We start from the raw sequence: 25,562 nt of genomic DNA, 5'->3' as shown, positions 1-25,562 counted from the left end.
AAAACCTGCGTGAGTGGGTTGTGACGGGTGGTTGGTCGTTGTTTGAGAACTGCACAGTGGACGCGAGCATCTGTGGCCAAGTTTTTAAGGGCGCACGGTGGATGCCTTGGCACCAGGAACCGATGAAGGACGTGGGAGGCCACGATAGTCCCCGGGGAGCCGTCAACCAGGCTTTGATCCGGGGGTTTCCGAATGGGGAAACCCGGCAGTCGTCATGGGCTGTCACCCATACCTGAACACATAGGGTATGTGGAGGGAACGAGGGGAAGTGAAACATCTCAGTACCCTCAGGAAGAGAAAACAACCGTGATTCCGGGAGTAGTGGCGAGCGAAACCGGATGAGGCCAAACCTACGACGTGTGAGACCCGGCAGGGGTTGCGTCGTGGGGGTTGTGGGATCTCTCTTTCACAGTCTGCCGGCTGTGAGACGAGTCAGAAACCGTTGATGTAGGCGAAGGATATGCGAAAGGTCCGGCGTAGAGGGTAAGACCCCCGTAGTCGAAACGTCAACGGCTCGTTTGAGAGACACCCAAGTAGCACGGGGCCCGAGAAATCCCGTGTGAATCTGGCGGGACCACCCGCTAAGCCTAAATATTCCCTGGTGACCGATAGCGGATAGTACCGTGAGGGAATGGTGAAAAGTACCGCGGGAGCGGAGTGAAATAGTACCTGAAACCGTGTGCCTACAAGCCGTGGGAGCGTCGCGTTGCATGCTTGCATGCAACGTCGTGACTGCGTGCCTTTTGAAGAATGAGCCTGCGAGTTTGCGGTGTGTTGCGAGGTTAACCCGGGTGGGGTAGCCGTAGCGAAAGCGAGTCCGAACAGGGCGTTTCAGTAGCACGCTCAAGACCCGAAGCGGAGTGATCTAGCCATGGGCAGGTTGAAGCGGAGGTAAGACTTCGTGGAGGACCGAACCCACCAGGGTTGAAAACCTGGGGGATGACCTGTGGTTAGGGGTGAAAGGCCAATCAAACTCCGTGATAGCTGGTTCTCCCCGAAATGCATTTAGGTGCAGCGTCGTGTGTTTCTTGCCGGAGGTAGAGCACTGGATAGGCGATGGGCCCTACCGGGTTACTGACCTTAGCCAAACTCCGAATGCCGGTAAGTGAGAGCGCGGCAGTGAGACTGTGGGGGATAAGCTCCATGGTCGAGAGGGAAACAGCCCAGAGCATCGACTAAGGCCCCTAAGCGTACGCTAAGTGGGAAAGGATGTGGAGTCGCAGAGACAACCAGGAGGTTGGCTTAGAAGCAGCCACCCTTGAAAGAGTGCGTAATAGCTCACTGGTCTAGTGATTCCGCGCCGACAATGTAGCGGGGCTCAAGCGTACCGCCGAAGTCGTGTCATTGCAGCGTATAGCCCCAACGGGTGCTGTGATGGGTAGGGGAGCGTCGTGTGCCGGGTGAAGCTGCGCCGGAAGGCAGTGGTGGACGGTTCACGAGTGAGAATGCAGGCATGAGTAGCGATTCACACGTGGGAAACGTGTGCGCCGATTGACTAAGGGTTCCTGGGTCAAGCTGATCTGCCCAGGGTAAGTCGGGACCTAAGGCGAGGCCGACAGGCGTAGTCGATGGATAACCGGTTGATATTCCGGTACCCGCTGTGAAGCGTCAAACATTGAACCAGGCGATGCTAAGTCCGTGAAGCCGTCCCGGAGCCTTCGGGCAAAGGGAAGTGGTGGAGCCGACGGACCAGACTTGCAGTAGGTGAGTGATGGGGTGACGCAGGAAGGTAGTCCATCCCGGGCGGTGGTTGTCCCGGGGTAAGGGTGTAGGCCGTGCGATAGGCAAATCCGTCGCACATTGAGGCTGAGACCTGATGCCGAGCCGATTGTGGTGAAGTGGATGATCCTATGCTGTCGAGAAAAGCCTCTAGCGAGTTTCATGGCGGCCCGTACCCTAAACCGACTCAGGTGGTCTGGTAGAGAATACCGAGGCGTTCGGGTGAACTATGGTTAAGGAACTCGGCAAAATGCCCCCGTAACTTCGGGAGAAGGGGGGCCATCACTGGTGAGAGGACTTGCTCCTTGAGCTGGGGGTGGCCGCAGAGACCAGCGAGAAGCGACTGTTTACTAAAAACACAGGTCCGTGCGAAGCCGTAAGGCGATGTATACGGACTGACGCCTGCCCGGTGCTGGAACGTTAAGGGGACCGGTTAGTCACGTTTCGGTGTGGCGAAGCTGAGAACTTAAGCGCCAGTAAACGGCGGTGGTAACTATAACCATCCTAAGGTAGCGAAATTCCTTGTCGGGTAAGTTCCGACCTGCACGAATGGCGTAACGACTTCTCGACTGTCTCAACCATAGGCCCGGTGAAATTGCACTACGAGTAAAGATGCTCGTTTCGCGCAGCAGGACGGAAAGACCCCGGGACCTTTACTACAGTTTGATATTGGTGTTCGGTTCGGCTTGTGTAGGATAGCTGGGAGACTTTGAAGCGATCACGCCAGTGGTTGTGGAGTCGTCGTTGAAATACCAGTCTGGTCGTGCTGGATGTCTAACCTGGGTCCGTGATCCGGATCAGGGACAGTGTCTGATGGGTAGTTTAACTGGGGCGGTTGCCTCCTAAAGAGTAACGGAGGCGCCCAAAGGTTCCCTCAGCCTGGTTGGTAATCAGGTGTTGAGTGTAAGTGCACAAGGGAGCTTGACTGTGAGACCGACGGGTCGAGCAGGGACGAAAGTCGGGACTAGTGATCCGGCGGTGGCTTGTGGAAGCGCCGTCGCTCAACGGATAAAAGGTACCCCGGGGATAACAGGCTGATCTTCCCCAAGAGTCCATATCGACGGGATGGTTTGGCACCTCGATGTCGGCTCGTCGCATCCTGGGGCTGGAGTCGGTCCCAAGGGTTGGGCTGTTCGCCCATTAAAGCGGTACGCGAGCTGGGTTTAGAACGTCGTGAGACAGTTCGGTCCCTATCCGCTGCGCGCGCAGGAACATTGAGAAGGGCTGTCCCTAGTACGAGAGGACCGGGACGGACGAACCTCTGGTGTGCCAGTTGTTCTGCCAAGGGCATGGCTGGTTGGCTACGTTCGGGAGGGATAACCGCTGAAAGCATCTAAGCGGGAAGCCTGCTTCGAGATGAGTGTTCCCACCTCCTTGAGAGGGTAAGGCTCCCAGTAGACGACTGGGTTGATAGGCCAGATCTGGAAGCCCTGTAAGGGGTGGAGGTGACTGGTACTAATAGGCCGAGGGCTTGTCCTCAGTTGCTCGCGTCCACTGTGTTGGTTCTGAAACCACGAACAACCCCATGTCATGGTTCATGGTGTGGTGCGGTTGATGTGTTTCATAGTGTTTCGGTGGTTATAGCGTGAGGGAAACGCCCGGTTACATTCCGAACCCGGAAGCTAAGCCTTACAGCGCCGATGGTACTGCAGGGGGGACCCTGTGGGAGAGTAGGACGCCGCCGAACTCCTTTTAGAGCTCTGGCTCTTGGGCACACAAGCCCAGGAGCCAGAGCTTTTTTGCGTTGAGGTAGGGTCAAGGTGCATCGTTGGCTCATTTTCTACTGGAGGCCCCCGGGTGGAGGTCCAGGAGACCCGTGTCCAGACTGACCGGGTCCTCACCATCCCGAACATCCTCAGCATGGCGCGTCTTGTCGGCGTGCCGATCTTTCTGTGGCTGATTCTCAGGCCCGAGTTCGGGGGGCCGAAGAGCGACGGCTGGGCGTTTCTGGTGCTCGCACTGAGCGGTATCAGCGACTACCTGGACGGCAAGCTCGCCCGGAAGTGGAACCAGATCAGCAGTCTCGGCCGGCTGCTCGATCCGGCGGCGGACCGGCTGTACATTCTCTCGACGCTCGTCGGCCTCACCTGGCGCGAGATTCTCCCGCTCTGGTTGACGGCTGTACTTCTCGCGCGAGAACTGGTCCTCCTGGTGATGGTGGGCATCCTCAGGCGGCACGGCTATCCGCCGCCACAGGTGAACTTCCTCGGGAAGGCCGCGACCTTCAACCTGATGTACGCCTTCCCGCTGTTGCTGCTCAGTGACGGAAGTGGCTGGCTCGCGTCACTCGGTGCGATTTTCGGCTGGGCGTTCGCAGGGTGGGGTACAACGCTGTATTGGTGGGCAGGAGTCCTCTACGTGGTACAGGTCCGCCGCCTGATTCGTGCGGACGCCATGGCCGACTGAGCTCGCCGATGGGCGTCAGCAGTGCCTCGATGGCCCGCGGCGGAGAACTGCGGGACAATCTGGACGGGTGAAGTCGGCTAGACCGTCGTTTCTTCAAGGAGGACGCTTCCGACATGAAGGCCGTCGTGATGGCCGGAGGCGAGGGCACACGCCTTCGTCCCATGACCTCAAGCATGCCCAAACCGCTCCTGCCGGTGGCCAACAGGCCGATCATGGAGCACGTTCTGCGGCTGCTCAAAAGGCATGGTCTCAACGAGACCGTCGTTACTGTCCAGTTCCTGGCATCGCTGGTCAAGAACTACTTCGGTGATGGCGAAGAGCTCGGAATGGAGCTCAGTTATGCCAACGAGGAGAAGCCACTCGGTACCGCCGGGAGCGTCAAGAACGCCGAAGCGGCGTTGAAGGACGATGCTTTCCTCGTCATCTCCGGCGATGCGCTGACCGACTTCGACCTCACCGACCTCATCGCTTTCCACAAGGAGAAGGGGGCGCTGGTCACGGTCTGTCTGACCAGGGTCCCCAACCCGCTGGAATTCGGGATCACGATCGTCGACGAGGAGGGCAAGGTCGAGCGGTTCCTCGAAAAGCCGACCTGGGGCCAGGTCTTCTCCGACACGGTGAACACCGGGATCTACGTCATGGAGCCCGAGGTCTTCGACTATGTCGAGGCCGATGTGCCGGTGGACTGGTCCGGTGACGTCTTCCCACAGCTGATGAAGGAAGGCAAGCCGGTCTACGGCTATATCGCCGAGGGCTACTGGGAGGACGTCGGGACGCACGAGAGCTACGTGAAGGCCCAGGCCGACGTCCTCGAAGGCAAGGTCGACGTCGAGATCGACGGGTTCGAGATCTCGCCGGGCGTCTGGGTCGCCGAAGGCGCCGACGTACATCCCGACGCCGTACTGCGCGGTCCGCTGTACATCGGGGACTACGCGAAGGTCGAAGCCGGGGCGGAGATCCGGGAGCATACGGTCGTCGGGTCGAACGTCGTCGTCAAGAGCGGGGCGTTTCTGCACAAGGCGGTCGTGCACGACAACGTGTACGTCGGGCAGCAGAGCAATCTGCGGGGCTGTGTCGTCGGCAAGAACACCGACATCATGCGGGCCGCGCGGATCGAGGACGGCGCGGTCATCGGGGACGAGTGTCTGATCGGCGAGGAGTCGATCGTCCAGGGGAACGTGCGGGTCTATCCGTTCAAGACGATCGAGGCCGGCGCGTTCGTCAACACCTCGGTGATCTGGGAGTCGCGCGGTCAGGCGCATCTCTTCGGTGCCCGGGGGGTGTCGGGGATCCTGAACGTCGAGATCACCCCGGAGCTGGCCGTACGGCTGGCGGGGGCCTATGCGACGACCCTGAAGAAGGGGGCGACCGTCACCACGGCCCGCGATCACTCGCGTGGCGCGCGGGCGCTGAAGCGGGCGGTGATCTCCGCGTTGCAGGCGAGCGCCATCGACGTACGGGACCTGGAGAACGTACCGCTGCCCGTGGCGCGGCAGCAGACCGCGAGAGGGAGTGCGGGCGGGATCATGATCCGGACCTCGCCCGGGGTGCCGGACTCGGTGGACATCATGTTCTTCGACGGGCAGGGGGCCGATCTTTCGCAGGCCAGTCAGCGGAAGCTGGACCGGGTGTTCGCGCGGCAGGAGTACCGGCGGGCGTTCCCCGGGGAGATCGGGGATCTGCATTTTCCGGCGAGCGTGTTCGACTCGTACACGGGGTCGTTGCTGCGGAACGTCGACACGTCCGGGGTCGCGGAGTCCGGGCTGAAAGTCGTCGTGGACGCGTCGAACGGGAGCGCCGGGCTCGTTCTGCCGAGTCTGCTGGGGAAGCTCGGGGTGGACTCGCTGACCGTCAATCCGGGGCTCGACGAGGCACGGCCGACAGAGACGGGGGACATGCGGCGGGGCGGGCTGGTACGGCTCGGGGAGATCGTGGCGTCGTCGCGGGCCGCGTTCGGGGTGCGGTTCGACCCCGTAGGCGAGCGGCTGTCGCTCGTCGACGAGAAGGGGCGGATCATCGAGGACGACCGGGCGCTGCTGGTGATGCTCGACCTGGTGGCCGCCGAGCGGCGCAGCGGGCGGGTGGCGATGCCGGTGACGACGACGCGGATCGCCGAGCAGGTCGCGGCGTACCACGGCACGCAGGTCGAGTGGACGACGACGTCGCCGGACGACCTGACGCGGGTCGGGCGCGAGGAGGCGACGATCTTCGGCGGGGACGGCAAGGGCGGGTTCATCATCCCGGAGTTCAGCGGGGTGTTCGACGGGACCGCCGCCTTCGTACGGCTGATCGGGCTGGTCGCGCGGACGCAGTTGACGTTGAGTCAGATCGATGCGCGGATTCCGCGGGCGCACGTCCTGAAGCGTGATGTGGCGACCCCGTGGGCCGTCAAGGGGCTCGTGATGCGGCGGGTCGTCGAAGAGGCCGGAGAGCGCTTCGTGGACACCACGGACGGCGTGCGGGTGGTCGAGACGGACGGGCGCTGGGTGATGGTGCTGCCCGATCCGGCCGAGGCGGTCACCCATCTGTGGGCCGAGGGGCCGGACGACGCCTCCGCGCAGGCCCTGCTGGACGAGTGGTCGTCGGTGGTGGACGGCGCCGGCAGCTGAAGCCGGGCACCCGCGCGTGCCGGACAAGTGTCCCCAAGGGGGCCTGTCCGGCACGCCGGTGGGGCCGTTCGGAAGCAGTGGCCGCGACGTGCGACGATGTGCGGCATGCCGCAGCAGCCCCCCGTTCGGAGCACACCCGCGCGCGCGTCGCGTCCGGACGCCTCCATGTCGCTGCTCACCAACGTCATGGACCACAGCCTCGACGAGGGCTACGCCGAGGCCGCCGCGCGCCGGAAGGCCGAGGGGACTGGCGGCCTGCCCAAGACGCTGAAGGCGAAACTCGGGCTGGCCGGCGGGCTGGTGCTCGCGGCGCTCGTCGTGACCGTGGGCGCGGCCCAGGCGCGGGTGTCGGCCCCTGTGGTGGCCAAGGAGCGCCAGGAGCTGATCGACCGGATCGACCGGGAGACGGAGACCGCGGACAAGCTGGAGAAGACCGTGGACACCCTCCGGGACGAGGTGAGCGCCCGTCAGCGCCAGGCCCTGGAGAACAGCGGCGGCAGCGGCCGGGCGGACCTGGTGGGCATCCTGTCGGGGGCCGTCGCCGTGCACGGTCCTGGCGTCAAGCTCGTCGTGGACGACGCCAAGGAGGCGACCACGGGCGGGGGCGCCGACCCGCGCGAGACGTCCGGTTTCTCGGACACCGGGCGGGTGCGCGACCGGGATCTCCAGCGGGTCGTCAACGGCATGTGGGAGTCCGGCGCGGAGGCCGTCTCCGTCAACGGGCAGCGGCTGACGGCGCTGTCGGCGATCAGGGCCGCGGGGGAGGCGATACTGGTCGACAACAAGCCGCTGGTGCCGCCCTACACGGTGCTCGCCGTGGGGGACGGGGACAAGCTGAGCACCCGGTTCCAGAACAGCGCGGACGGCCTGTATCTGAACGCTCTCCAGGAGAACTACGGCATTCGGACGGCCATCTCCACGGAGAAGGACCTGCGGCTTCCCGCGGCGCCGAGTGTGATCGTCCGAACCGCACAGCCGAGAAGTGAGAAAGGCACATCGTGATCGCCGTACTGGGCCTCGTCGTGGGAGTCGTGGCCGGCCTGTTGGTCCGGCCCGAGGTTCCGGCCGCCGTCGAGCCGTATCTGCCGATCGCCGTGGTGGCGGCGCTGGACGCCGTCTTCGGCGGGTTGCGGGCCATGCTCGACGGCATCTTCGACGACAAGGTCTTCGTGGTGTCGTTCCTGTCGAACGTGGTCGTCGCCGCGCTGATCGTGTTCCTGGGCGACAAGCTGGGCGTGGGCGCCCAGTTGTCGACGGGTGTCGTGGTGGTCCTCGGCATCCGGATCTTCTCGAACGCCGCGGCGATCCGCCGGCACGTCTTCCGGGCGTGACCCCGATGAGCCAAGGAGAGCGGGAACCCGGCAACCGGCTGCGCAGGGAACTGCCGCAGGAGATCGAGGCGGCGCCCGCGCGCGAGGCCGACGAGCCGCCCGCCGGGCCCGAGGCGACCGGCCGTCAGCGCCTCGCGCAGGGGCTGTGGCCGCCCCGGGTGACGCGCGCTCAGCTGATCGTCGCCCTGCTGCTGTTCGGCCTCGGCTTCGGACTCGCCGTCCAGGTCGCCTCCAACAGTGACAGCGACAACGCGCTGCGCGGCGCACGCCAGGAGGACCTCGTACGGATCCTCGATGAACTGGACGACCGCAGCAGGCGTCTTGAGGACGAGAAGACCGGGCTCGACAAGCAGCGTCAGGAGCTGGAGAACAGCTCCGACCAGGCCGAGGAGGCCCGGAAGCAGACGATCGAGAAGGAGAGGCAACTCGGCATCCTCGCGGGCACGGTGGCGGCCCAGGGGCCGGGTATCACGATGACCATCGACGACACGAAGGGGACGGTCGAGGCGGACATGCTGCTCGACGCGATCCAGGAGCTGCGCGCGGCCGGGGCGGAGGCGATCCAGGTGAACGGCGTACGCGTCGTCGCCGGGACGTATTTCACGGACGGCGACAACGGAGTGAGCGTGGACGGGAACCAGATCCGCACTCCGTATCGTTTCCAGGTCATCGGCAAGCCCGAGGATCTGGAACCGGCGCTCAACATCCCGGGAGGTGTGGTGCAGACCCTGGAGAAGGAGCAGGCCACGGTCACCGTGGAGCGATCCGACAAGATCGTTGTGGACGCCTTGCGGGCGGCGAAGCAGCCTGACTACGCTCGGTCGTCGTCCCGGTGAACCGGGGGTGCATGCGGGCCGTCCGGCAGGGGCACGAGGTTGCGGGGGGTCGGCGCACCGATCGGGTGGTCGGTGGTGGAAACTGTCTGGTGGATACGGACGTTGTGAAGGTGTCCGGGTCGGCCGGTGTATTGAGTCAGGGTTCGTCCTGCCCCACGGGCGGGTCTGTTTCGGTCAAGGGGAATCGCCCGTGAAGTTGTTTGCGAAGTTGTTCGGCAAGAGCGCGCGAGGAGAGGGCGGCGAGAACGCCACCGCCCGCCATCGCGCACAGCCAGGCGACGAGGGTCAGCGTCCGCTGTTCCGCGATCAGGTGGCTGGGGGTGACATTCCCGGAGGTCAGGGCGCGGCGTCTGTTGACCCTGCGCAGTCCGGCGACATAGGTTTCGGACAACCGTCAGCCTCAAGTGCGGGTGGAGGGTTTTCCCCTATGTCGGCCCTGGTGTGTTCGAGGTGCGGTAACCGCAACGCGGAGAACAGTCGCTTCTGTTCCAACTGCGGCGCCCCGCTGCGTCCGGGTGTGACGCCCGAGCGCGCCTCGGAGACGACCTCCACCATCTCCATCTCCGGCCTTGAGGCGTACGACTCCGAGGTCACCGGCCAGACCGCGCTCCCGGCGCTGTCGCCCGAGGCGCAGGCCGCCGTCGAGGCGCTGCCGCTGGGCTCGGCCCTGCTGGTGGTCCGCCGGGGTCCCAACTCGGGCAGCCGCTTCCTGCTGGACGGCGACCTGACGACGGCCGGCCGTCACCCGCAGAGCGACATCTTCCTGGACGACGTGACGGTCTCGCGCCGCCACGTGGAGTTCCGGCGTGGCCCGGACGGCTCGTTCAAGGTCGCGGACGTCGGCAGTCTCAACGGCACCTACGTCAACCGCGAGCGGATCGACGAGGTCGCGCTGAACAACGGCGACGAGGTGCAGATCGGCAAGTACCGCCTGGTCTTCTACGCGAGCCAGCGCGGTTACTGACCCGCCCCGGACTCGTCCGGGGGTTCTCCCAGGGAAGGTCCATGCTGAGAACACCGAGGGGCGGTGCCGGAGACGGCACCGCCGCCACGGAGGCCGGGCCGATGAGCATCGGCGCCGTGCTGAACGTGCTGCGGGACGAATTCCCCGAAGTCACCGTCTCCAAGATCCGCTTCCTGGAGTCGGAAGGGCTCGTCGAGCCCGAGCGGACCCCCTCGGGGTACCGGAAGTTCAGTCCGCGGGACGTCGAGCGGCTCGCTCGCATCCTGCGGCTCCAGCGGGACCACTACCTGCCGCTCAAGGTCATCCGGGAGCACCTGGAGGCCCTGGAGCGCGGCGAGGCCGTCCCCCTGCCGACCGTGGGCAGGCAGCGGGACGGCGAACCCGTCCCCGACCCCGGTGACACCCCCACCGTCGCCCGCATCGGCCGCGCCGAGCTGCTGGCCGCCGCCGGCATCGACGAGCGGGAACTCGCCGAGTGGGAGTCCTACGGCCTCGTCGTCCCCCTGGAGGACGGCGTGTACGACGCCGAGACGGCCACCGTCGCCGCGCTCGTCGTGGAACTCGGGCGCTTCGGGATCGAGCCGCGACACCTTCGGGTGATGAAGGCGGCGGCGGATCGCGAGGCCGGGCTCGTCGACCAGGTCGTCGCCCCGCTGCGGCTGCACCGCAACCCCCAGACGCGGGCCCTCGCCCAGGCCCGTACGAAGGAACTCGCCTTGCTGACGGTCCGGCTGCACTCCGCGCTGGTGCAGACCGCCCTCGGGGTGCGGCTGCCCTGACACGGGCGTTCGCCCTGGGCGGATCGGCCGTCCGGTAGGGGCCCGACTACCCAAACGTCCCGGGCACGGCCTAGGGTTGCTGTGTGAACGAGCTCGATGTCGTAGGTGTCCGGGTCGAAATGCCCTCCAACCAACCGATCGTGCTCCTGCGCGAAGTGGGAGGCGACCGTTACCTCCCCATCTGGATCGGACCGGGGGAGGCGACCGCGATCGCCTTCGCCCAGCAGGGCATGGCCCCCGCCCGGCCCCTCACCCACGACCTGTTCAAGGACGTGCTGGAGGCCGTCGGCCAGGAGCTGACCGAAGTGCGCATCACGGACCTCAGGGAAGGCGTCTTCTACGCCGAGCTGGTCTTCGCCAGCGGTGTCGAGGTCAGCGCCCGCCCGTCCGACGCCATAGCGCTCGCCCTGCGCACCGGCACGCCGATCTACGGCAGCGACACGGTGCTCGACGACGCGGGCATCGCCATCCCGGACGAGCAGGAGGACGAGGTGGAGAAGTTCCGCGAGTTCCTCGACCAGATCTCGCCCGAGGACTTCGGCACCAGCAACCAGTGACCCGTCCGCCGGACACTCGTCGGTGACGATGGCGTCTCGGTTCGGCAATTGCCAGCGGCCAGTGAGAGCGTCCTACGGCATCGTCTCAGCGCATTCGGCTAGCCTTTCCCCGCGGTGGGGCGCGGGAAACCACTCCCAGGGTGATTATCACTCGGCGTGCCGAGTGTGGCGATCGTTGACGCACCCCTGGTGACTGCCTACCGTCGAGAAGGCAGGTCAAGGACGGAGGTCGGCGTGAGAAGCAGCGGCGACGGTACGGCTGGGGGTGCCCCCGGACGAGGGTTCGGGGGAAATGGCCCGTACCGGCTTCACGGCAGCGCGGCCGATCACGCTCCCCAGCGCCCGGCGGCCGTGCCGAGCAGCAGCAAGGGGGCGGCGGCGATGGCGTCCGAGGAGATCGGCTACCGAGGTCCGACGGCGTGTGCAGCCGCGGGCATCACCTACCGGCAACTGGACTACTGGGCACGCACCGGGCTCGTCGAGCCGAGCGTGCGGCCCGCCTACGGGTCGGGGACCCAGCGCCTCTACAGTTTTCGGGACGTCGTCGTCCTGAAGATCGTGAAGCGTTTCCTCGACACCGGCGTGTCCCTCCAGAACATCCGCGGCGCGGTGCTGCATCTGAGGGAACAGGGCTTCCGCGACCTGGAGCGCATGACCCTCATGAGCGACGGCGCGACTGTGTACGAGTGCACCTCGCCGGACGAGGTCCACGCGCTGCTCCAGGGCGGCCAGGGCGTCTTCGGGATCGCCGTCGGCGTGGTCTGGCGGGACGTGGAGGGCGCGCTGTCGCAGCTGCACGGCGAGCGGGTCGACACCGGCGAGACCCTGGTCGGGCACAACCCGGCGGACGAGCTGGCGCGGCGGCGGCACAAGGCGGTCTGACGGCGTTCTCGGGCGCGTGTTCGGGCCCGTTGTCAGTGGCGTGGTGCAGCATCGGAGATGTGAGAAACGCGCCGACGGTCCTGCACCTCGACATGGACGCCTTCTACGCCTCGGTGGAGCAGGCGGCCAAGCCGAGCCTGCGCGGGAAGGCGGTCGTCGTCGGCGGGCTCGGGCCGCGCGGGGTGGTGGCGACCGCGTCGTACGAGGCCCGGGTGTTCGGGGTGCACTCGGCGATGCCGATGGCGCAGGCGCGCAGGCTCGCGCCCAACGCGGCGTATCTCTTTCCGCGGTTCGGGGTCTACCGGGCGATCAGCGAGCAGGTGATGGGGCTGCTGCGGGAGCTGTCGCCGCTGGTGGAGCCGCTCAGCCTGGACGAGGCGTTCGTGGACCTGGAGGCCGAGGGGGCGGCCCGGGACAGCGCGTCGGCGCGGGAGACGGGGAGCAGGCTGCGGGCGGACATACGGGCCGTCACGGGCCTGACGGGGTCGGTGGGGCTCGCGGCGTCCAAGATGCTCGCGAAGATCGCCTCCGAGCGGGCCAAGCCGGACGGCCTGCTGCTGATCGAGCCGGGTACGGAACGCGCGCTGCTCGGGCCGATGCCGGTGCGGACACTGCCCGGGGTCGGCCCGGCCACCGGCGACCATCTGCGCCGGGCCGGGATCACCACGGTCGACGAGATCGCCGGGGCGGGCGAGGACGAACTCGTCCGGCTGCTCGGCAAGGCGCACGGTCAGGGGCTGTACGCGATGGCGCTCGCGCGCGACGACCGGCCCGTGGTCGCCGAGCGGGAGACCAAGTCGGTGTCCGTGGAGGACACGTACGACGTGGACATCCATGACCGGCTGCGGGTCGGGTTCGAGGTGCGGCGGCTCGCGGACCGGTGCGTGCACCGGCTGCGGGAGGCCCGGCTGTCGGGGCGGACGATCGTGCTGAAGGTGCGGCGGTACGACTTCTCGACGCTGACCCGGTCCGAGACGCTGCGCGGGCCCACCGACGATCCGGCGGTCGTGCGGGAGGCCGCGGCGCGGCTGCTGGAGTCCGTGGACACGACCGGCGGGGTGCGGCTGCTCGGGGTCGGGGTGTCGGGGCTCGCCGACTTCACGCAGGAGGACCTGTTCGCGCAGGCCGCGGAGGAGGTGCGGGACGAGGAGGAGGCGCCTCAGATGCCGGGGGAGGTGGTCGTGGAGGCGGTGCCCGTCGAGCATCGGTGGTGGCCGGGGCAGGATGTGCGGCACGCCGGGTTCGGGCAGGGGTGGGTGCAGGGGAGCGGGGTGGGGCGGGTGACCGTGCGGTTCGAGACGCCGGGGGATGCGGTGCCGGGGCGGGTGCGGACGTTCCGGGTCGACGATCCGGAGTTGGAGCAGGCGGAGGCGTTGCCGTTGGCGGCGGGGGGCGCCTGTGCGCAGGGGGTCTAGGGTGCTGCGGCTAGGCGGGCGGGTCGTCGCCGGCGATGGTGCCGAAGTCGCGGTCCTCCGGTGGGGTGGGGGCGACGGTGTCCATGCCGTAGTGGTGGTAGAGCTGGAGTTCCTGGGCGGGGGAGAGGTGGCGGCCCACGCCGAAGTCGGGGGCGTCCTTGATGAGGGCGCGGTCGTAGGGGACGTGCAGGGTGCCCTCGACGAGTTCGCTGGTCTCCAGGGGGACGAAGGCGTCGCGGGTGAACAGGCCCGTCCTTATGGCGGCCCACTCCGGGACGCCGGTCGCGTCGTCGAGGTAGACCTCGTCGATCGTGCCGATCTTCGCGCCGTGCCGGTCGTACGCCTTGCGGCCGATCAGGTTGCGCGGATCGATGTCGGTCTGCACGGGCCCTCCACTGGTCGCGGGGCGGCCGAAGCCGTCGTCGGTCGTCGTCACCGGAAAGTCGTCGTAAGGACTACGAAAGAGCACTTCGGGCCCGGTGGCCACTCGAAGGCTGGGGCGTTGACCTCGCTGGTAAGGTGAAAGTGGCTGTCGACCCTGTGCGGGAGAGTCCTCCGGATCGTGCGGAGGCGCCGAAGGAGCAACTCCTCCCCGGAATCTCTCAGGCTCACGTACCGCACGGGCGAGGTCACTCTGGAAAGCAGGGCGGATGTCGACGGCGTCCGCTCTCACCGACGGTGAAAGCCGGGCGCTCTCGGGCGGCCGGTGAAGCTCTCAGGTCGAGATGACAGAGGGGGAGGCCGTTCGGGCACCCCACAGCCGTGGTGCCACCGAAGGTCGTCTCGGCCAGGAGGCCCCCTCATGACCCCTCCCCGTACCCCGCTCAGCGCCCTGGAGCAGGGCGTTCCCTTCGAACAGCGCCATATCGGGCCCGACCGCGAGGCCCAGGCCAAGATGCTCGCGCAGGTCGGGTACGGCTCGCTGGACGAGCTGACCGCCGCCGCCGTACCGGACGCCATCAAGAACGTCGCCGCGCTGGACCTGCCGGGCGCGCGGAGCGAGGCGCAGGTGCTCGCCGAGCTGCGGGAGCTGGCCGGCCGCAACCAGGTGCTCGGGTCGATGATCGGGCTCGGGTACTACGGGACGTTCACGCCGCCCGTCATCCTGCGGAACGTGATGGAGAACCCCGCCTGGTACACCGCGTACACGCCGTACCAGCCGGAGATCTCCCAAGGACGCCTCGAAGCGCTCCTCAACTTCCAGACGATGGTGGCCGATCTGACCGGGCTGCCGACGTCCGGGGCCTCGCTGCTGGACGAGGGGACGGCCGCCGCCGAGGCGATGGCGCTGTCGCTGCGGATGGGGAAGAACAAGAAGGGCCTCTTCCTCGTCGACGCGGACGCGTTCCCGCAGACCGTCGCCGTGATCCGGACGCGGGCCGAGCCGACCGGCGTCGAGGTCGTCGTCGCCGACCTCAGCGACGGGATCCCGGCCGAGGTCGCCGGGCGGGAGATCAACGGGGTGTTGATCCAGTACCCCGGCGCCTCCGGCGTCGTACGGGACATCAAGCCGCTCGTCGAGCAGGCGCACGCGGTGGGTGCGCTCGTCACCGTCGCCGCCGATCTGCTGGCGTTGACCCTGCTGACCTCGCCCGGGGAGCTGGGGGCGGACATCGCCGTCGGGACCACGCAGCGGTTCGGGGTGCCGATGGGGTTCGGGGGGCCGCACGCCGGATACATGGCCGTGCACGAGAAGTTCGCGCGGAGCCTGCCCGGGCGGCTCGTCGGGGTGTCCGTCGACGCGGACGGCAACCGGGCGTACCGGCTGGCGCTCCAGACGCGCGAGCAGCACATCCGGCGGGAGAAGGCGACCAGCAACATCTGTACGGCGCAGGTGCTGCTCGCGGTCATGGCCGGGATGTACGCCGTGTACCACGGGCCCGACGGGCTGCGCCAGATCGCCTGGAAGACGCATCGGTACGCCACCGTCCTCGCCGAGGGGCTGCGGATCGGGGGCGTCGACGTCGTCCACCGGGCCTATTTCGACACGGTGCTGGCGCGGGTGCCCGGCGGTGCGGCTCAGGTCGTCGAGGCCGCTCGGGACGGTGGGGTGAACCTGCGGTTCGTCGACGAGGACCATGTGTCCATCGCCTGTGACGAGACCACCACGCGGGACCAGCTCGGCATCGTGTGGCAGGCGTTCGGGGTTTCCGGGGATGTGGACTCGTTCGACGCTTCGGCTCAGGAGGGGCTGGGCGACGAGGTGTTGCGGCGGGACGAGGTCCTGGCCCATCCCGTGTTCCACCAGCACCGGTCCGAGACCGCCATGCTGCGGTACCTGCGGCGGCTCGCCGATCGGGACTACGCGCTCGACCGGGGGATGATTCCGCTCGGGTCCTGCACGATGAAGCTCAACGCGACGACCGAGATGGAGCCGGTCACCTGGCCCGAGTTCGGGCAGCTGCATCCCTTCGCGCCGGTCGAGCAGGCCGGGGGATACCTCACGCTCATCCGCGAGCTGGAGGATCAGCTCGCCGAGGTCACCGGGTACGACAAGGTGTCCCTCCAGCCCAACGCCGGGTCGCAGGGGGAGTTGGCGGGGCTGCTCGCCGTACGGGCCTATCACCGGGCCAACGGGGATCTTCAGCGGACCGTGTGTCTCATTCCGTCGTCCGCCCATGGGACCAACGCGGCCAGTGCGGTGATGGCCGGGATGAAGGTCGTCGTCGTCAAGACCTCCGAGGACGGGGAGGTCGACGTCGAGGATCTGCGGGGGAAGATCGGGCAGTACCGGGACGAGCTCGCGGTGCTGATGATCACCTATCCGTCCACCCACGGGGTGTTCGAGGAACATGTCGGGGAGATCTGCGGGCTCGTCCATGAGGCCGGTGGGCAGGTCTATGTCGACGGGGCCAATCTGAACGCGCTCGTCGGGGTGGCCAAGCCCGGGCATTTCGGTGGGGACGTTTCCCATCTGAATCTGCACAAGACGTTCTGCATTCCTCACGGTGGGGGTGGGCCTGGCGTCGGGCCTGTGGCTGTGCGGGCTCATCTCGCGCCCTATCTGCCCAACCATCCCTTGCAGAGCGAGGCCGGGCCCGCTACCGGGGTGGGGCCTGTTTCCGCCGCGCCCTGGGGGTCTGCCGGGATTCTTCCCATCTCCTGGGCCTATGTGCGGCTCATGGGCGGGGAAGGGCTGAAGCGGGCCACTCAGGTCGCCGTGCTGTCCGCGAACTACATCGCCAAGCGGCTTGAGCCTCACTATCCCGTGCTCTACACCGGGCCCGGGGGGCTGGTCGCCCACGAGTGCATCATCGATCTGCGGCCCCTGGCCAAGGCGACCGGGGTGAGCGTCGATGATGTCGCCAAGCGGCTCATCGACTACGGGTTCCATGCGCCGACCATGTCGTTCCCCGTTGCCGGGACGCTGATGATCGAGCCCACCGAGTCCGAGGATCTGGCCGAGCTGGATCGGTTCTGTGCGGCGATGATCGCCATTCGGGGGGAGATCGAGAAGGTGGGGGCCGGGGAGTGGGGGGCGGATGACAATCCGCTTCGGAACGCTCCGCATACCGCTGCCGCGTTGAGCGGGGAGTGGGATCACTCCTATACGCGGGAAGAGGCCGTGTTCCCCGGTGAGGGGGCTGTCTCCGAGAAGTACTGGCCTCCTGTTCGGCGGATCGATCAGGCGTACGGGGACCGGAATCTGGTGTGTTCCTGCCCTCCGCTCGAGGCTTACCAGTAGGGGTCTTTCTACGCCGGGTACGCGTGTGTCTGGGCCGCCTTCAAGGAGGCCCAGATGTCCGTGCCCGGGTGGAGGTTCAGGTCTGCTGCCGCCGCTGTGGTGAGGTCCGCCGTCAAGGGGAGATCGCCTTTCAGGTCGGCTCGGATCTGGTCGCCGTGGGATTCCAGGCCCGCGACCTGGCAGTGCCAGAGGTTGCGGGCGCTGGTGTTTTCCGGGCGGGTTCGGTGGAGGGTTACCGCTGAGGGCGGGAACGCAACGCACGCCGGGCCCGTCAGGTGTTCCGACGTGGTGATCTGTTGGCCTGTCGGGAGGGTTACGGTTGTTCCTTTCGCCGTGCCCTTGTACAGGTTCAGGCCTACCAGTTGCGCTATGTAGTCCGTGCGGGGGTGGCGGGCTATGTCCGCGGGGGTGCCCTCCTGGACTATCGTTCCCTGTTCTATGACCACCAGGCGGTCTGCCAGGACCATCGCGTCCAGGGGGTCGTGGGTGACGATGACCGCTACCGCTTCGAAGTCCGCGAGGTGGTGGCGGAGTTGGGCTCTCACCTCCAGGCGGGTTCTCGCGTCCAGCGCCGCTAGGGGTTCGTCCAGGAGCAGTAGGCGGGGGTTTGTCGCCAATGCCCTTGCGAGTGCTACTCGTTGGGCCTGGCCGCCGGAGAGGTTTCGGGGTTTTGTGGTGGCGTGGTTTGTCAGGCCCATGCGGGTCAGCCACTCTTTTGCTTGGGTTCGGGATTCGGATTTTGTGGCGCCCTGGCATCTGGGGCCGAATGCGATGTTGTCCAGGGCCGTCAGGTGGGGGAAGAGGAGGTAGTCCTGGAAGACGACGCCTACCGGGCGGGATTCGGGGGGTGTGTTCTCCAGGGGGTGGCCGTCCAGGTGGAGGTGGCCGGAGGTCAGGGGGAGCAGGCCGGCCATGGCTCTGAGGGCGGTGGTTTTTCCGGCGCCGTTGGGGCCCAGGAGGGCGAGGACTTCGCCGGGGGTGGCTTTTAGGGTGATGTTCAGGTGGAAGGTTGGGGGGTGGGTTACTACTAGGTGGGTGTGTAGGCCTTGGTGAGTGGTCAATGGGGGTCCTGGGTTTGGTTTCCCGCCCGCCCACCCGTGCGGGTTTGATTTTTGGGTGCGGGTGGTTCTTGTGGGGGTGTTGCGCCGTTGGCGGCTGGGGGTGCGTGGGTGGTTCGGGGGGTGTGGGGGTGGGGTGCTGATGGGTGCCGGGTGCGGGTTGTCTGTGGCTGGGCGCGCAGTTCCCCGCGCCCCTTAGGTGGGGGTGGGTTGCGGTTTGATGCCGGGTGCGGGGTGTTTGTGGCTGGGTGCGGCCACGCGGCGGTAGCCGCATATCGGATACAGCCCCGCGCCCCTGAGGTGGGTGGGGGTGCTGGTGGGTGCTGGGTGGGGGCAGTGTGGCTCTGTGGTGGTGGGCGTGTGTTTGTGGCGTTTTGCGGTCAGGTTGTTGTCAGCCAGTTTTCTCTTAGGGCTGCCAAGACTGCTATGGAGACCGTTAGGAGGACCAGACTCAGTGCCATTGCTGATTCTGGGGTGCTTTGTAGGGCCAAGTAGACCGACAGTGGCATTGTCTGGGTTTTGCCTGGGAAGTTTCCTGCGAAAGTTATTGTTGCGCCGAATTCTCCCAAGGCTCTTGCCCAGGCCAGGACTGCTCCTGCTGCTATGCCGGGGGATATCAGCGGGAGCGTTATTCTGCGGAATGCTGTGAAGCGCGTTGCTCCCAAGGTTGCCGCCGCTTCTTCGTAGCGGGGGTCCGCTGCTCTCAGGGTGCCCTCCACGCTGATCACCAGGAAAGGCATTGCTACGAACGCCTCGGCTATTACTACGCCTGTCGTGGTGAACGGGAGGGTGATGCCGAACCAGCGGTCCAGCCATTGGCCCGCTATGCCGTTTCGGCCCAGGGCCATCAAGAGGGCCACGCCTCCTACCACCGGGGGGAGGACCAGGGGGAGGGTCACCAGGGCTCTCAGGAGCGCTCTGCCTCTGAAGTCCGTTCTTGCCAGGAGCCAGGCCAAGGGGACGCCCAGGACCAGGCTCACCGCTGTTGCCGCCGTCGCGCAGAAGAGGGAGAGGCGGAGGGCCTCCCAGACCTCGGGGGTGCTGAGGAGGGAAGGGAGGCTGCTCCAGGGGGTGCGGATCAGGAGGGCCAGCAGGGGGAGCAGGAGGAAGGTGACTCCGAGGAGGGCCGGGACCAGGAGAGGGAGGGGGACGGGCCTCTGGAGTTTTGCGGGTCGGGTCTTCGGCGCCGTCACGGTGCGTTCTCCCTCGGGACGTTCGGGCGGGTCACGGCTGGAGGAAGCCCGCCTCCGTCAGTATCTTCCGGCCCTCCGCCGACTGCACGAGGGCGATGAACTCCTTGGCCGCCGCCGCGTTGGGGGCGTCCTTGAGGAGGGTGATCGGGTAGTCGTTCACCGCCTGGGAGGACTCGGGGAAGTCGATGCCCTGGACCTTGGTGCCCGCCGCGCGCACGTCGGTCCTGTAGACGAGCGCCGCGTCCGCCTCCTTGAGCTCGACCTTCGTGAGCGCCGACTTGACGTCCTGCTCGTACGACACGGGCGTGACCTTGACCCCCGTCGCGGTGAGGATCTTGTCGGCCGCCGCGCCGCAGGGCACCGTCTTGTCGCACAGGACGACCTTGAGGCCGGACTTGGTGAGGTCCTTGAGGCCGGTGACCTTGTCGGGGTTGCCCGGCAGGGTGGCGATCTCCAGCTGGTTGCGGACGAAGGTGACCGGCGCCGTGGCGTTGTCCTTCTTGCCGGTCACGATGGCCATGGTCTTGGCGCTGGCCGCGGCGAACACGTCGGCGGGGGCGCCGCCGGTGATGCTCGCGGCGAGGCTGTCGCTGCCGGCGAAGTTGAAGGTGACCTTCGTACCGGGGTGGGCCTTCTCGAACTGTTCGCCGAGCGCGGTGAACGTCTCCTTGAGGGAGGCGGCGGCGAAGACGGTGACCGGGCCGGACACTCCTGCGGAGGTGGACGGCGTCGCGCCAGCGTCCGGCGTGGAGTCCGAGGAGCACGCGCTCAGCGTCAGCAGCGCGGCGACCCCCGCGCCGGTCACCTGGAGCAGCCGGCGGGGGTGGGGCGCGGGACGGGTCATCACGGGTACTCCTCGGAGACGGTTCGGCTGACGGCCGTGATGATGATACTGCCGCATATGCGAGCCGTAGATATCGTGTCTCATTGCATGAGCTGGGGTGATGCGAGATCTGGCTGGCATCTGCGTTCGTCCGGGACGGTCAGGCCCGGTCGATGTGGACGTTCGTCGACTTCACCCGGGCCGTCGCCTCCATGCCCACCTCCAGGCCCAGCTCCTCCACCGCCTCCCGGGTGAGCAGCGAGACCAGCCGGTGCGGGCCCGCCTGGATCTCGACCTGGGCCGCTACGTCGCCGAGCTTCACGGCCGTGACGATGCCGGGGAAGGCGTTGCGGACGGACGTGTGCGAGGGCGTCTCGTCGCCGTCGGCGCGGGCCAGCTCGACGGAGAACGCGGCCAGGTCGGTGCCGTCGACGAGACGCCGGCCCGCGTCGTCGCGGTGGGTGGTGAAGCGGCCCGCGTCCGCCCAGCGGCGTGCGGTGTCGGGGCTGACGCCCAGGAGACGGGCGGCCTGGCCGATGGTGTAGGAGTGCATGCGGTCACGATAGGTGGCCGGCCGTCTCCTCAGCTCGTACGTCTCCTCAGCCGGTGTGGACCCTCGGGCGGCGGGCGCGGTCGGGTTCCGCCTCGCGGAGGACCTCGCGGGTCACCGGGGCCACCTCGCCCTGGCCGAAGAGGAAGAAGCGGAGGAAGTTGGTGAAGGGGCCGCCCTCGGTCCACTCGAAGTAGATGTGCGGGGTGCAGTTGGTGGAGTCGCGGATGTGGAGGAGGAGGGCGGCGAGGGCGTTGGGGATCGAGGAGTGCTCCAGGGTCAGGACCCGGTAGCGGCCGTGCAGGACCTCGCCCCGGACCGTGAGGCTCGCCTCGAACTCGGAGGGGTCGGTGACGGTGACCTCGACGAAGACGTAGTCCTCCGGGCCGGGGATGTCGTTGTCCTCGCGGATCTGCTCGATCTTGTCGCGGTACTCGGCGACGTCGCGGCGGTCCGGCTCGTTGGCGATCAGGCGGATCTTGCGGCTCGCCATGTCCCGTACGAAACGTTCCGCCATCGGGTCGAGGGAGACGCTCGTGACGCGCAGCTCGAAGGCGCGGGCCAGGCGGGAGAGGAGGGAGACCAGGATGATGCCGGCGATGAAGCAGGCGCCGATCTTGACGCCGTCGGGGCGTTCGATGACGTTCAGGACCGTCGTGTAGAGGAAGACCGCGGAGATCACGCCGAAGCCGATCGTCCAGTTCCGCTGGCCGGCCTTGCGCGCGGCGATGGTCACGGCGATCGCCGCGGAGCTGATGAGGACGAGCACGCCGGTGGCGTACGCGCCGCCCTGGGCGTCGACGTCGGCGTCGAAGATCCAGGTCACCAGGAAGGCGATCAGCGTGAAGACGATGACCATGGGGCGTACCGCGCGGGCCCAGTGCGGGGCCATGCCGTACCGGGGCAGGTAGCGCGGCATCAGGTTGAGCAGGCCCGCCATCGCGGAGGCGCCGGCGAACCAGAGGATCGCGATCGTCGACACGTCGTACACCGTGCCGAAGGCGCTGCCGAGGTAGTCGTGCGCGAGGTAGGCGAGCGCGCGGCCGTTGGCCTGGCCGCCGGTCTTGAACTCCTTCTCGGGGATGAGGAGGGTGGTGATGAAGCTGGTGGCGATGAGGAAGCCGCTCATGATGAGGGCGGCGGTGGTGAGGAGCTTCTTGGTGTCGCGGATGCGGCCGGTGGGGCGTTCCTCGGTGTCGTCCGGGTCGCCCTTGACGTTCGGCATGACGGCGACGCCGGTCTCGAAGCCGGAGAGGCCGAGGGCGAGCTTGGGGAAGACGAGCAGGGCGACGCCGACCATCGCGAAAACGTTTCCGTGCTCGGTGGTCAGCGCGCTGGACCAGTCGGTGATCACATGGCCCGCGGTGATGACGTGCCACAGGCCGACGGCGACGACCACGACGTTCAGCGTGAGATAGACGCCGACCAGGACGACCGCGACCCCGATCGCCTCCAGGAACCCCTTGAGGAAGACCGCGCCGAGCAGTGCGACCAGGACCAGGGTGATCAGCATCTGCCGGCCGTGCAGGGCGTTGGTGAGGTGCGGGTTCTCCACCAGGTGGGTGGAGGCGTCGGCGGCGGAGAGCGTGATGGTGATGAGGAAGTCGGTCGCGGCGAAGCCCAGCAGGGTGAGGACGAAGAGCTTGCCCTTCCAGAAGGAGAGCAGGCGCTCCAGCATCGCGATCGAGCCCTCGCCGTGCGGGCTCTCCTCGGCGACCCTGCGGTAGACGGGGAGCGCGCCCGCGAGGGTGACGATCACGAGGACGATCGTCGCGATCGGGGAGAGGAGCCCGGCGGCGAGGGCGGCGATGCCGGGCTGGTAGCCGAGGGTGGAGAAGTAGTCGACGCCGGTGAGGCACATGACGCGGTACCAGCGCTGGCCGGGGTGGGTCTGCGGCTTCCGCTCGCTCTCGTCCTCGGCCGGCCGGCCCTTGCCCATGTCGGACAGGCCCTCCAGCATCCAGGCCCGCAGGCGGCTGGGCGCCGGTTGTTCGGTCGTGGCCATCGGCGGGGTCTCCAGGTGTGCGGCTCGGGTGCGGTTCCGGCCATCAGGCGGACGGCGGGTACAGCGTAAGCAGAGAGTGACACGCGGGCCTGGGGTTCGGGGGGTGGAGGGCGTCAAGCTTGCGTTAAGACTGGCCTGGTCGGGGCGGGTGTGAGGGCGTGGAGGTGGACTGGGCCGTACGGGGGAGTGGACACCCAGTGTCATGGTCGGCGAGGGCTGCGATTTCGTAATGTTCGCCCTTCGAGTCGAATGTTTCGAACCGCCTTGAGGGGTCTCCGTGTGACGAGCCAGGGGGCCTTCTTCAACTGGCCTTCGAATTGACCGCGTTCAAGGGGTTGCCTCCTCTCGGAGGCTGTCTCTAGGGTGCGGCAGCAGCGAAGCTTTCTGGATTGGCTCCGAAACTTTCGATCTATCGAGGAGAGCATGATGGGCGACCCGGCACTCTCCCGCCGAGGCTTCTTGGGGGCCTCCGCCGCGGCCGGTCTGGGCATGACGGCGTTGAGCGGCTGCGGCGGTGACTCGGACGGGGACTCGACCGGGGGCACGACCACCATCGAGTGGTGGAACATCTCCACCACTCAGCCCGCCAAGGACGTCTGGGCGGCTCTGGCCAAGAAGTTCGAGAGCCAGAACCCTGGTGTCAAGATCAAGATCGTCCAGCTGGAGAACGACGCCTACAAATCCAAGATGACGGCGCAGACCGCCTCCGGCAAGCTCCCCGACATCTTCCACACCTGGGGCGGCGGCGTCCTCAAGCAGCAGGTCGACGCCGGACTCGTCGAAGACCTCAGCGAACGCACCAAGCCCTGGTCCGACAGCCTGCTGCCGGTCGCCAAGGCGGCGTACCTGATCGACGACAAGGTGTACGGCATCCCGTTCGACATCGGCATGATCGGGTTCTGGTACAACAAGGCGCTGTTCAAGAAGGCCGGGATCGCCGCCCCGCCCACCACCTGGTCCGGATTCCTGGACGCCGTACGGAAGCTGAAGGCCGCCGGCGTCACCCCGCTCGCGCTCGCCGGCAAGGAGAGCTGGACCGGGATGTACTACTGGGCGTACCTCGCGATGCGTACGGCCGGGCTCGACGCGCTCCAGAAGGCCGACGCCGGCAAGGACTTCACCGGCGACGGGTTCGTGCAGGCCGGGCAGCACCTCCAGGAGCTGATCGACCTCCAGCCGTTCCAGAAGGGGTTCCTCGGGGCCGCCTACTCCAGCCCGACCGGGCAGGCCGCGGCCGTCGGCAACGCCAAGGCGGCGATGGAGCTGATGGGCCAGTGGGCGCCCACCGTCGAGGCCGACGCGGGCAAGGGCATCGGCGCCGACCTCGGGTTCTTCCCCTTCCCCGCGGTCGAGGGCGGCAAGGGCGCGATCACCGAGGTGTTCGGCGGAGGCGGCGGACACGCGCTGCGCAAGGGCGCTCCCCAGGCCGCCGTGGACTTCCTCAAGTTCTTCGCCTCGCAGGCCACCGACCTCGAACTCGTCACCAAGACGGGCGCGATCCCGGTCGTGCCCGGCGCCGAGGCAGGGCTCAAGGACCCCAACCTCCTCGCCGTACAGGCCCAGTTGAAGGCGGCCACCGGGTTCCAGCTCTACCTCGACCAGGCGTACGCGCCCGCCGTCGGGCAGCAGGTCAACGACAGCGTGGCCGGGCTCATCGCCGGGTCCAAGTCGCCGAAGCAGGTCACCGAGGCGATCACGAAGACCGCCAAGGACGAGCAGTGACCTCGACGTTCGTCGAGGACGAGCGGGGGACGGCGGTGAAGGAGCCGCCGGACTCCGGGAAGGCGCGGTCCCGGCGGCGGATCACGCACTGGTTCACCGCCTTCGCCTTCCAGGTGCCCGCGCTCGTGCTGTTCGGCGTACTCGTGCTGCTGCCGATGCTGTTCGCCGTCTACGCGTCCTTCTTCCGCTGGGGCGGATTCGGCTGGCCCTCCGAGGCCATCGGGTTCGACAACTACACGCGGCTGCTGAAGGACGACGTGTTCCTCGGCGACCTGTGGCGCGGGGGCCTGCTCGTCGGACTGTCGGTCGTGCTGCAACTCCCGTTCGCGCTCGCCCTCGCCGTCGCGCTCAACCAGAAACTGCGCGGGCGCGCCGTCTACCGGATGCTGTTCTTCGCGCCGTACATCCTCTCCGAGGCGATCACCGGCATCCTGTTCGGCATGCTGTTCGCGCCCGAGGCCGGGTTCGCGGACCAGGTCCTCAGTCGCATCGGTCTTGAAGGGCTCGGCGGGAAGTGGTTCTCCGACCCCTCGACCGTCCTCGCGACGCTGTTCCTCGTCATGATGTGGAAGTACTTCGGCTTCCACATGATGCTCTACCTCGCCGGACTCCAGTCCATCCCGGCCGAGTTGACGGAGGCCGCGCTCATCGACGGGGCCGGGCCCTGGGAGCGGTTCCGCCACATCACCCTGCCGCTGCTCGCGCCGACCCTGCGGATCAGCGTGTTCCTGTCGGTGATCGGCGCGATCCAGCTCTTCGACCTGGTCTGGGTCACCACCAGCGGCGGACCCGACCACCACTCCGAGACCATGGCCGTGACGCTGTTCCAGTACGGCTTCAAGCGCTACCAGGTCGGCTACGCCAGCGCGATCAGCGTCGCCATGTTCGTCATCAGCCTCGTGTTCGCCGTCGTCTACCAGCGCTACGTCATGCGCCGTGACCTGGAGGGAGCCACCACGACCATGCGAGGAGGCGGCTCGTGAAGAAGAACCTGCGCAATCTGCCGGTGCACGTCGTACTCGTCGCGG

19 protein-coding genes, 2 rRNA genes and 2 riboswitches are annotated in these 25,562 nt (G+C 67.2%); of the genes, 15 read left to right on the top strand and 6 right to left on the bottom strand.

Features of this window, described 5'->3' with window-relative positions:
- The first annotated feature begins 74 nt into the window (after positions 1 to 74).
- The 12 genes from ACQCO7_RS07220 to ACQCO7_RS07165 all read left to right on the top strand — a co-directional run bounded on the left by ACQCO7_RS07220 (position 75) and on the right by ACQCO7_RS07165 (position 13,498).
- A 23S ribosomal RNA gene (locus ACQCO7_RS07220) occupies positions 75 to 3,198 on the top strand.
- A 91-nt stretch (positions 3,199 to 3,289) separates the two neighbouring features.
- Positions 3,290 to 3,406: ribosomal RNA gene (rrf, locus tag ACQCO7_RS07215) — 5S ribosomal RNA — on the top strand.
- 110 nt (positions 3,407 to 3,516) lie between these two features.
- Entirely contained in the window at positions 3,517 to 4,125 is a 609-nt protein-coding gene (locus ACQCO7_RS07210; protein WP_010350767.1) for a CDP-alcohol phosphatidyltransferase family protein, read from the top strand.
- 113 nt (positions 4,126 to 4,238) lie between these two features.
- Positions 4,239 to 6,734: a mannose-1-phosphate guanyltransferase gene (locus tag ACQCO7_RS07205; RefSeq protein ID WP_010350768.1), complete on the top strand. Its 2,496-nt coding sequence runs from the start codon at positions 4,239 to 4,241 to the stop codon at positions 6,732 to 6,734.
- Positions 6,735 to 6,899: 165 nt separating this feature from the next.
- A complete protein-coding gene (locus ACQCO7_RS07200) occupies positions 6,900 to 7,736 on the top strand; it encodes a DUF881 domain-containing protein (protein WP_464077167.1) in 837 nt (278 codons plus the stop codon).
- Entirely contained in the window at positions 7,733 to 8,065 is a 333-nt protein-coding gene (locus ACQCO7_RS07195; protein WP_003977440.1) for a small basic family protein, read from the top strand. The genes ACQCO7_RS07200 and ACQCO7_RS07195 overlap by 4 nt, the downstream gene beginning before the upstream one ends.
- 5 nt (positions 8,066 to 8,070) lie before the next feature.
- The gene (locus tag ACQCO7_RS07190; protein ID WP_464071035.1) at positions 8,071 to 8,901 is read left to right on the top strand and encodes a DUF881 domain-containing protein; all 831 of its coding nucleotides are present in this window, start codon (positions 8,071 to 8,073) and stop codon (positions 8,899 to 8,901) included.
- Between the two features lie 82 nt (positions 8,902 to 8,983).
- Positions 8,984 to 9,865 carry an FHA domain-containing protein gene (locus tag ACQCO7_RS07185; protein ID WP_079056988.1) on the top strand — a complete coding sequence of 294 codons (882 nt, stop codon included), beginning with the start codon at positions 8,984 to 8,986 and terminating at the stop codon, positions 9,863 to 9,865.
- 41 nt (positions 9,866 to 9,906) lie between these two features.
- Positions 9,907 to 10,644, top strand: a complete 738-nt coding sequence (ftsR, locus tag ACQCO7_RS07180) for a transcriptional regulator FtsR (RefSeq protein WP_010350772.1) — start codon at positions 9,907 to 9,909, stop codon at positions 10,642 to 10,644.
- 83 nt (positions 10,645 to 10,727) lie between these two features.
- Positions 10,728 to 11,201: a bifunctional nuclease family protein gene (locus tag ACQCO7_RS07175; protein ID WP_004934251.1), complete on the top strand. Its 474-nt coding sequence runs from the start codon at positions 10,728 to 10,730 to the stop codon at positions 11,199 to 11,201.
- Positions 11,202 to 11,435: 234 nt separating this feature from the next.
- Complete coding sequence (locus ACQCO7_RS07170; RefSeq protein WP_409116832.1) at positions 11,436 to 12,083, top strand: MerR family transcriptional regulator; 648 nt, start codon at positions 11,436 to 11,438, stop codon at positions 12,081 to 12,083.
- 59 nt (positions 12,084 to 12,142) lie between these two features.
- Positions 12,143 to 13,498, top strand: a complete 1,356-nt coding sequence (locus ACQCO7_RS07165; protein ID WP_464071034.1) for a DNA polymerase IV — start codon at positions 12,143 to 12,145, stop codon at positions 13,496 to 13,498.
- A gap of 10 nt (positions 13,499 to 13,508) precedes the next feature.
- On the opposite strand, the gene ACQCO7_RS07160 is transcribed toward ACQCO7_RS07165, so the two are convergent.
- Positions 13,509 to 13,883, bottom strand: a complete 375-nt coding sequence (locus tag ACQCO7_RS07160) for a PRC-barrel domain-containing protein (RefSeq protein WP_109365044.1) — start codon at positions 13,881 to 13,883, stop codon at positions 13,509 to 13,511.
- Positions 13,884 to 14,031: 148 nt separating this feature from the next.
- Positions 14,032 to 14,126, top strand: a riboswitch (glycine riboswitch).
- A riboswitch (glycine riboswitch) is annotated at positions 14,127 to 14,240 on the top strand.
- 60 nt (positions 14,241 to 14,300) lie between these two features.
- Between ACQCO7_RS07160 and gcvP the strand changes: the two genes are divergently transcribed.
- Positions 14,301 to 17,183 carry an aminomethyl-transferring glycine dehydrogenase gene (gene gcvP, locus ACQCO7_RS07155; RefSeq protein WP_464071033.1) on the top strand — a complete coding sequence of 961 codons (2,883 nt, stop codon included), beginning with the start codon at positions 14,301 to 14,303 and terminating at the stop codon, positions 17,181 to 17,183.
- A gap of 8 nt (positions 17,184 to 17,191) precedes the next feature.
- Here gcvP and ACQCO7_RS07150 read toward each other — a convergent pair whose 3' ends face one another.
- The 5 genes from ACQCO7_RS07150 to ACQCO7_RS07130 all read right to left on the bottom strand — a co-directional run bounded on the left by ACQCO7_RS07150 (position 17,192) and on the right by ACQCO7_RS07130 (position 22,812).
- Complete coding sequence (locus tag ACQCO7_RS07150) at positions 17,192 to 18,244, bottom strand: ABC transporter ATP-binding protein (RefSeq protein WP_464071032.1); 1,053 nt, start codon at positions 18,242 to 18,244, stop codon at positions 17,192 to 17,194.
- 377 nt (positions 18,245 to 18,621) lie between these two features.
- Positions 18,622 to 19,434, bottom strand: coding sequence for a molybdate ABC transporter permease subunit (gene modB, locus ACQCO7_RS07145; RefSeq protein WP_464071031.1), 813 nt, complete (start codon positions 19,432 to 19,434; stop codon positions 18,622 to 18,624).
- Positions 19,435 to 19,465: 31 nt separating this feature from the next.
- The gene (modA, locus tag ACQCO7_RS07140; RefSeq protein ID WP_464071030.1) at positions 19,466 to 20,278 is read right to left on the bottom strand and encodes a molybdate ABC transporter substrate-binding protein; all 813 of its coding nucleotides are present in this window, start codon (positions 20,276 to 20,278) and stop codon (positions 19,466 to 19,468) included.
- A gap of 139 nt (positions 20,279 to 20,417) precedes the next feature.
- Complete coding sequence (locus ACQCO7_RS07135; RefSeq protein ID WP_010350780.1) at positions 20,418 to 20,810, bottom strand: TOBE domain-containing protein; 393 nt, start codon at positions 20,808 to 20,810, stop codon at positions 20,418 to 20,420.
- Between the two features lie 46 nt (positions 20,811 to 20,856).
- Complete coding sequence (locus ACQCO7_RS07130) at positions 20,857 to 22,812, bottom strand: APC family permease (protein ID WP_464071029.1); 1,956 nt, start codon at positions 22,810 to 22,812, stop codon at positions 20,857 to 20,859.
- Positions 22,813 to 23,238: 426 nt separating this feature from the next.
- On the opposite strand from ACQCO7_RS07130, the gene ACQCO7_RS07125 reads away from it, so the two are divergent.
- Both ACQCO7_RS07125 and ACQCO7_RS07120 read left to right on the top strand, forming a co-directional pair.
- Positions 23,239 to 24,534 (top strand): extracellular solute-binding protein, encoded by a 1,296-nt coding sequence (locus tag ACQCO7_RS07125; RefSeq protein WP_464071028.1) that lies wholly within the window; start codon positions 23,239 to 23,241, stop codon positions 24,532 to 24,534.
- Positions 24,531 to 25,517 (top strand): carbohydrate ABC transporter permease, encoded by a 987-nt coding sequence (locus tag ACQCO7_RS07120; RefSeq protein ID WP_464071027.1) that lies wholly within the window; start codon positions 24,531 to 24,533, stop codon positions 25,515 to 25,517. Before ACQCO7_RS07125 ends, ACQCO7_RS07120 begins: the two co-directional genes overlap by 4 nt.
- The last annotated feature ends 45 nt before the right edge of the window (positions 25,518 to 25,562 follow it).

Source organism: Streptomyces saintjeani (assembly GCF_055409605.1).
This window is presented reverse-complemented; position numbering and strand designations above follow the sequence as displayed.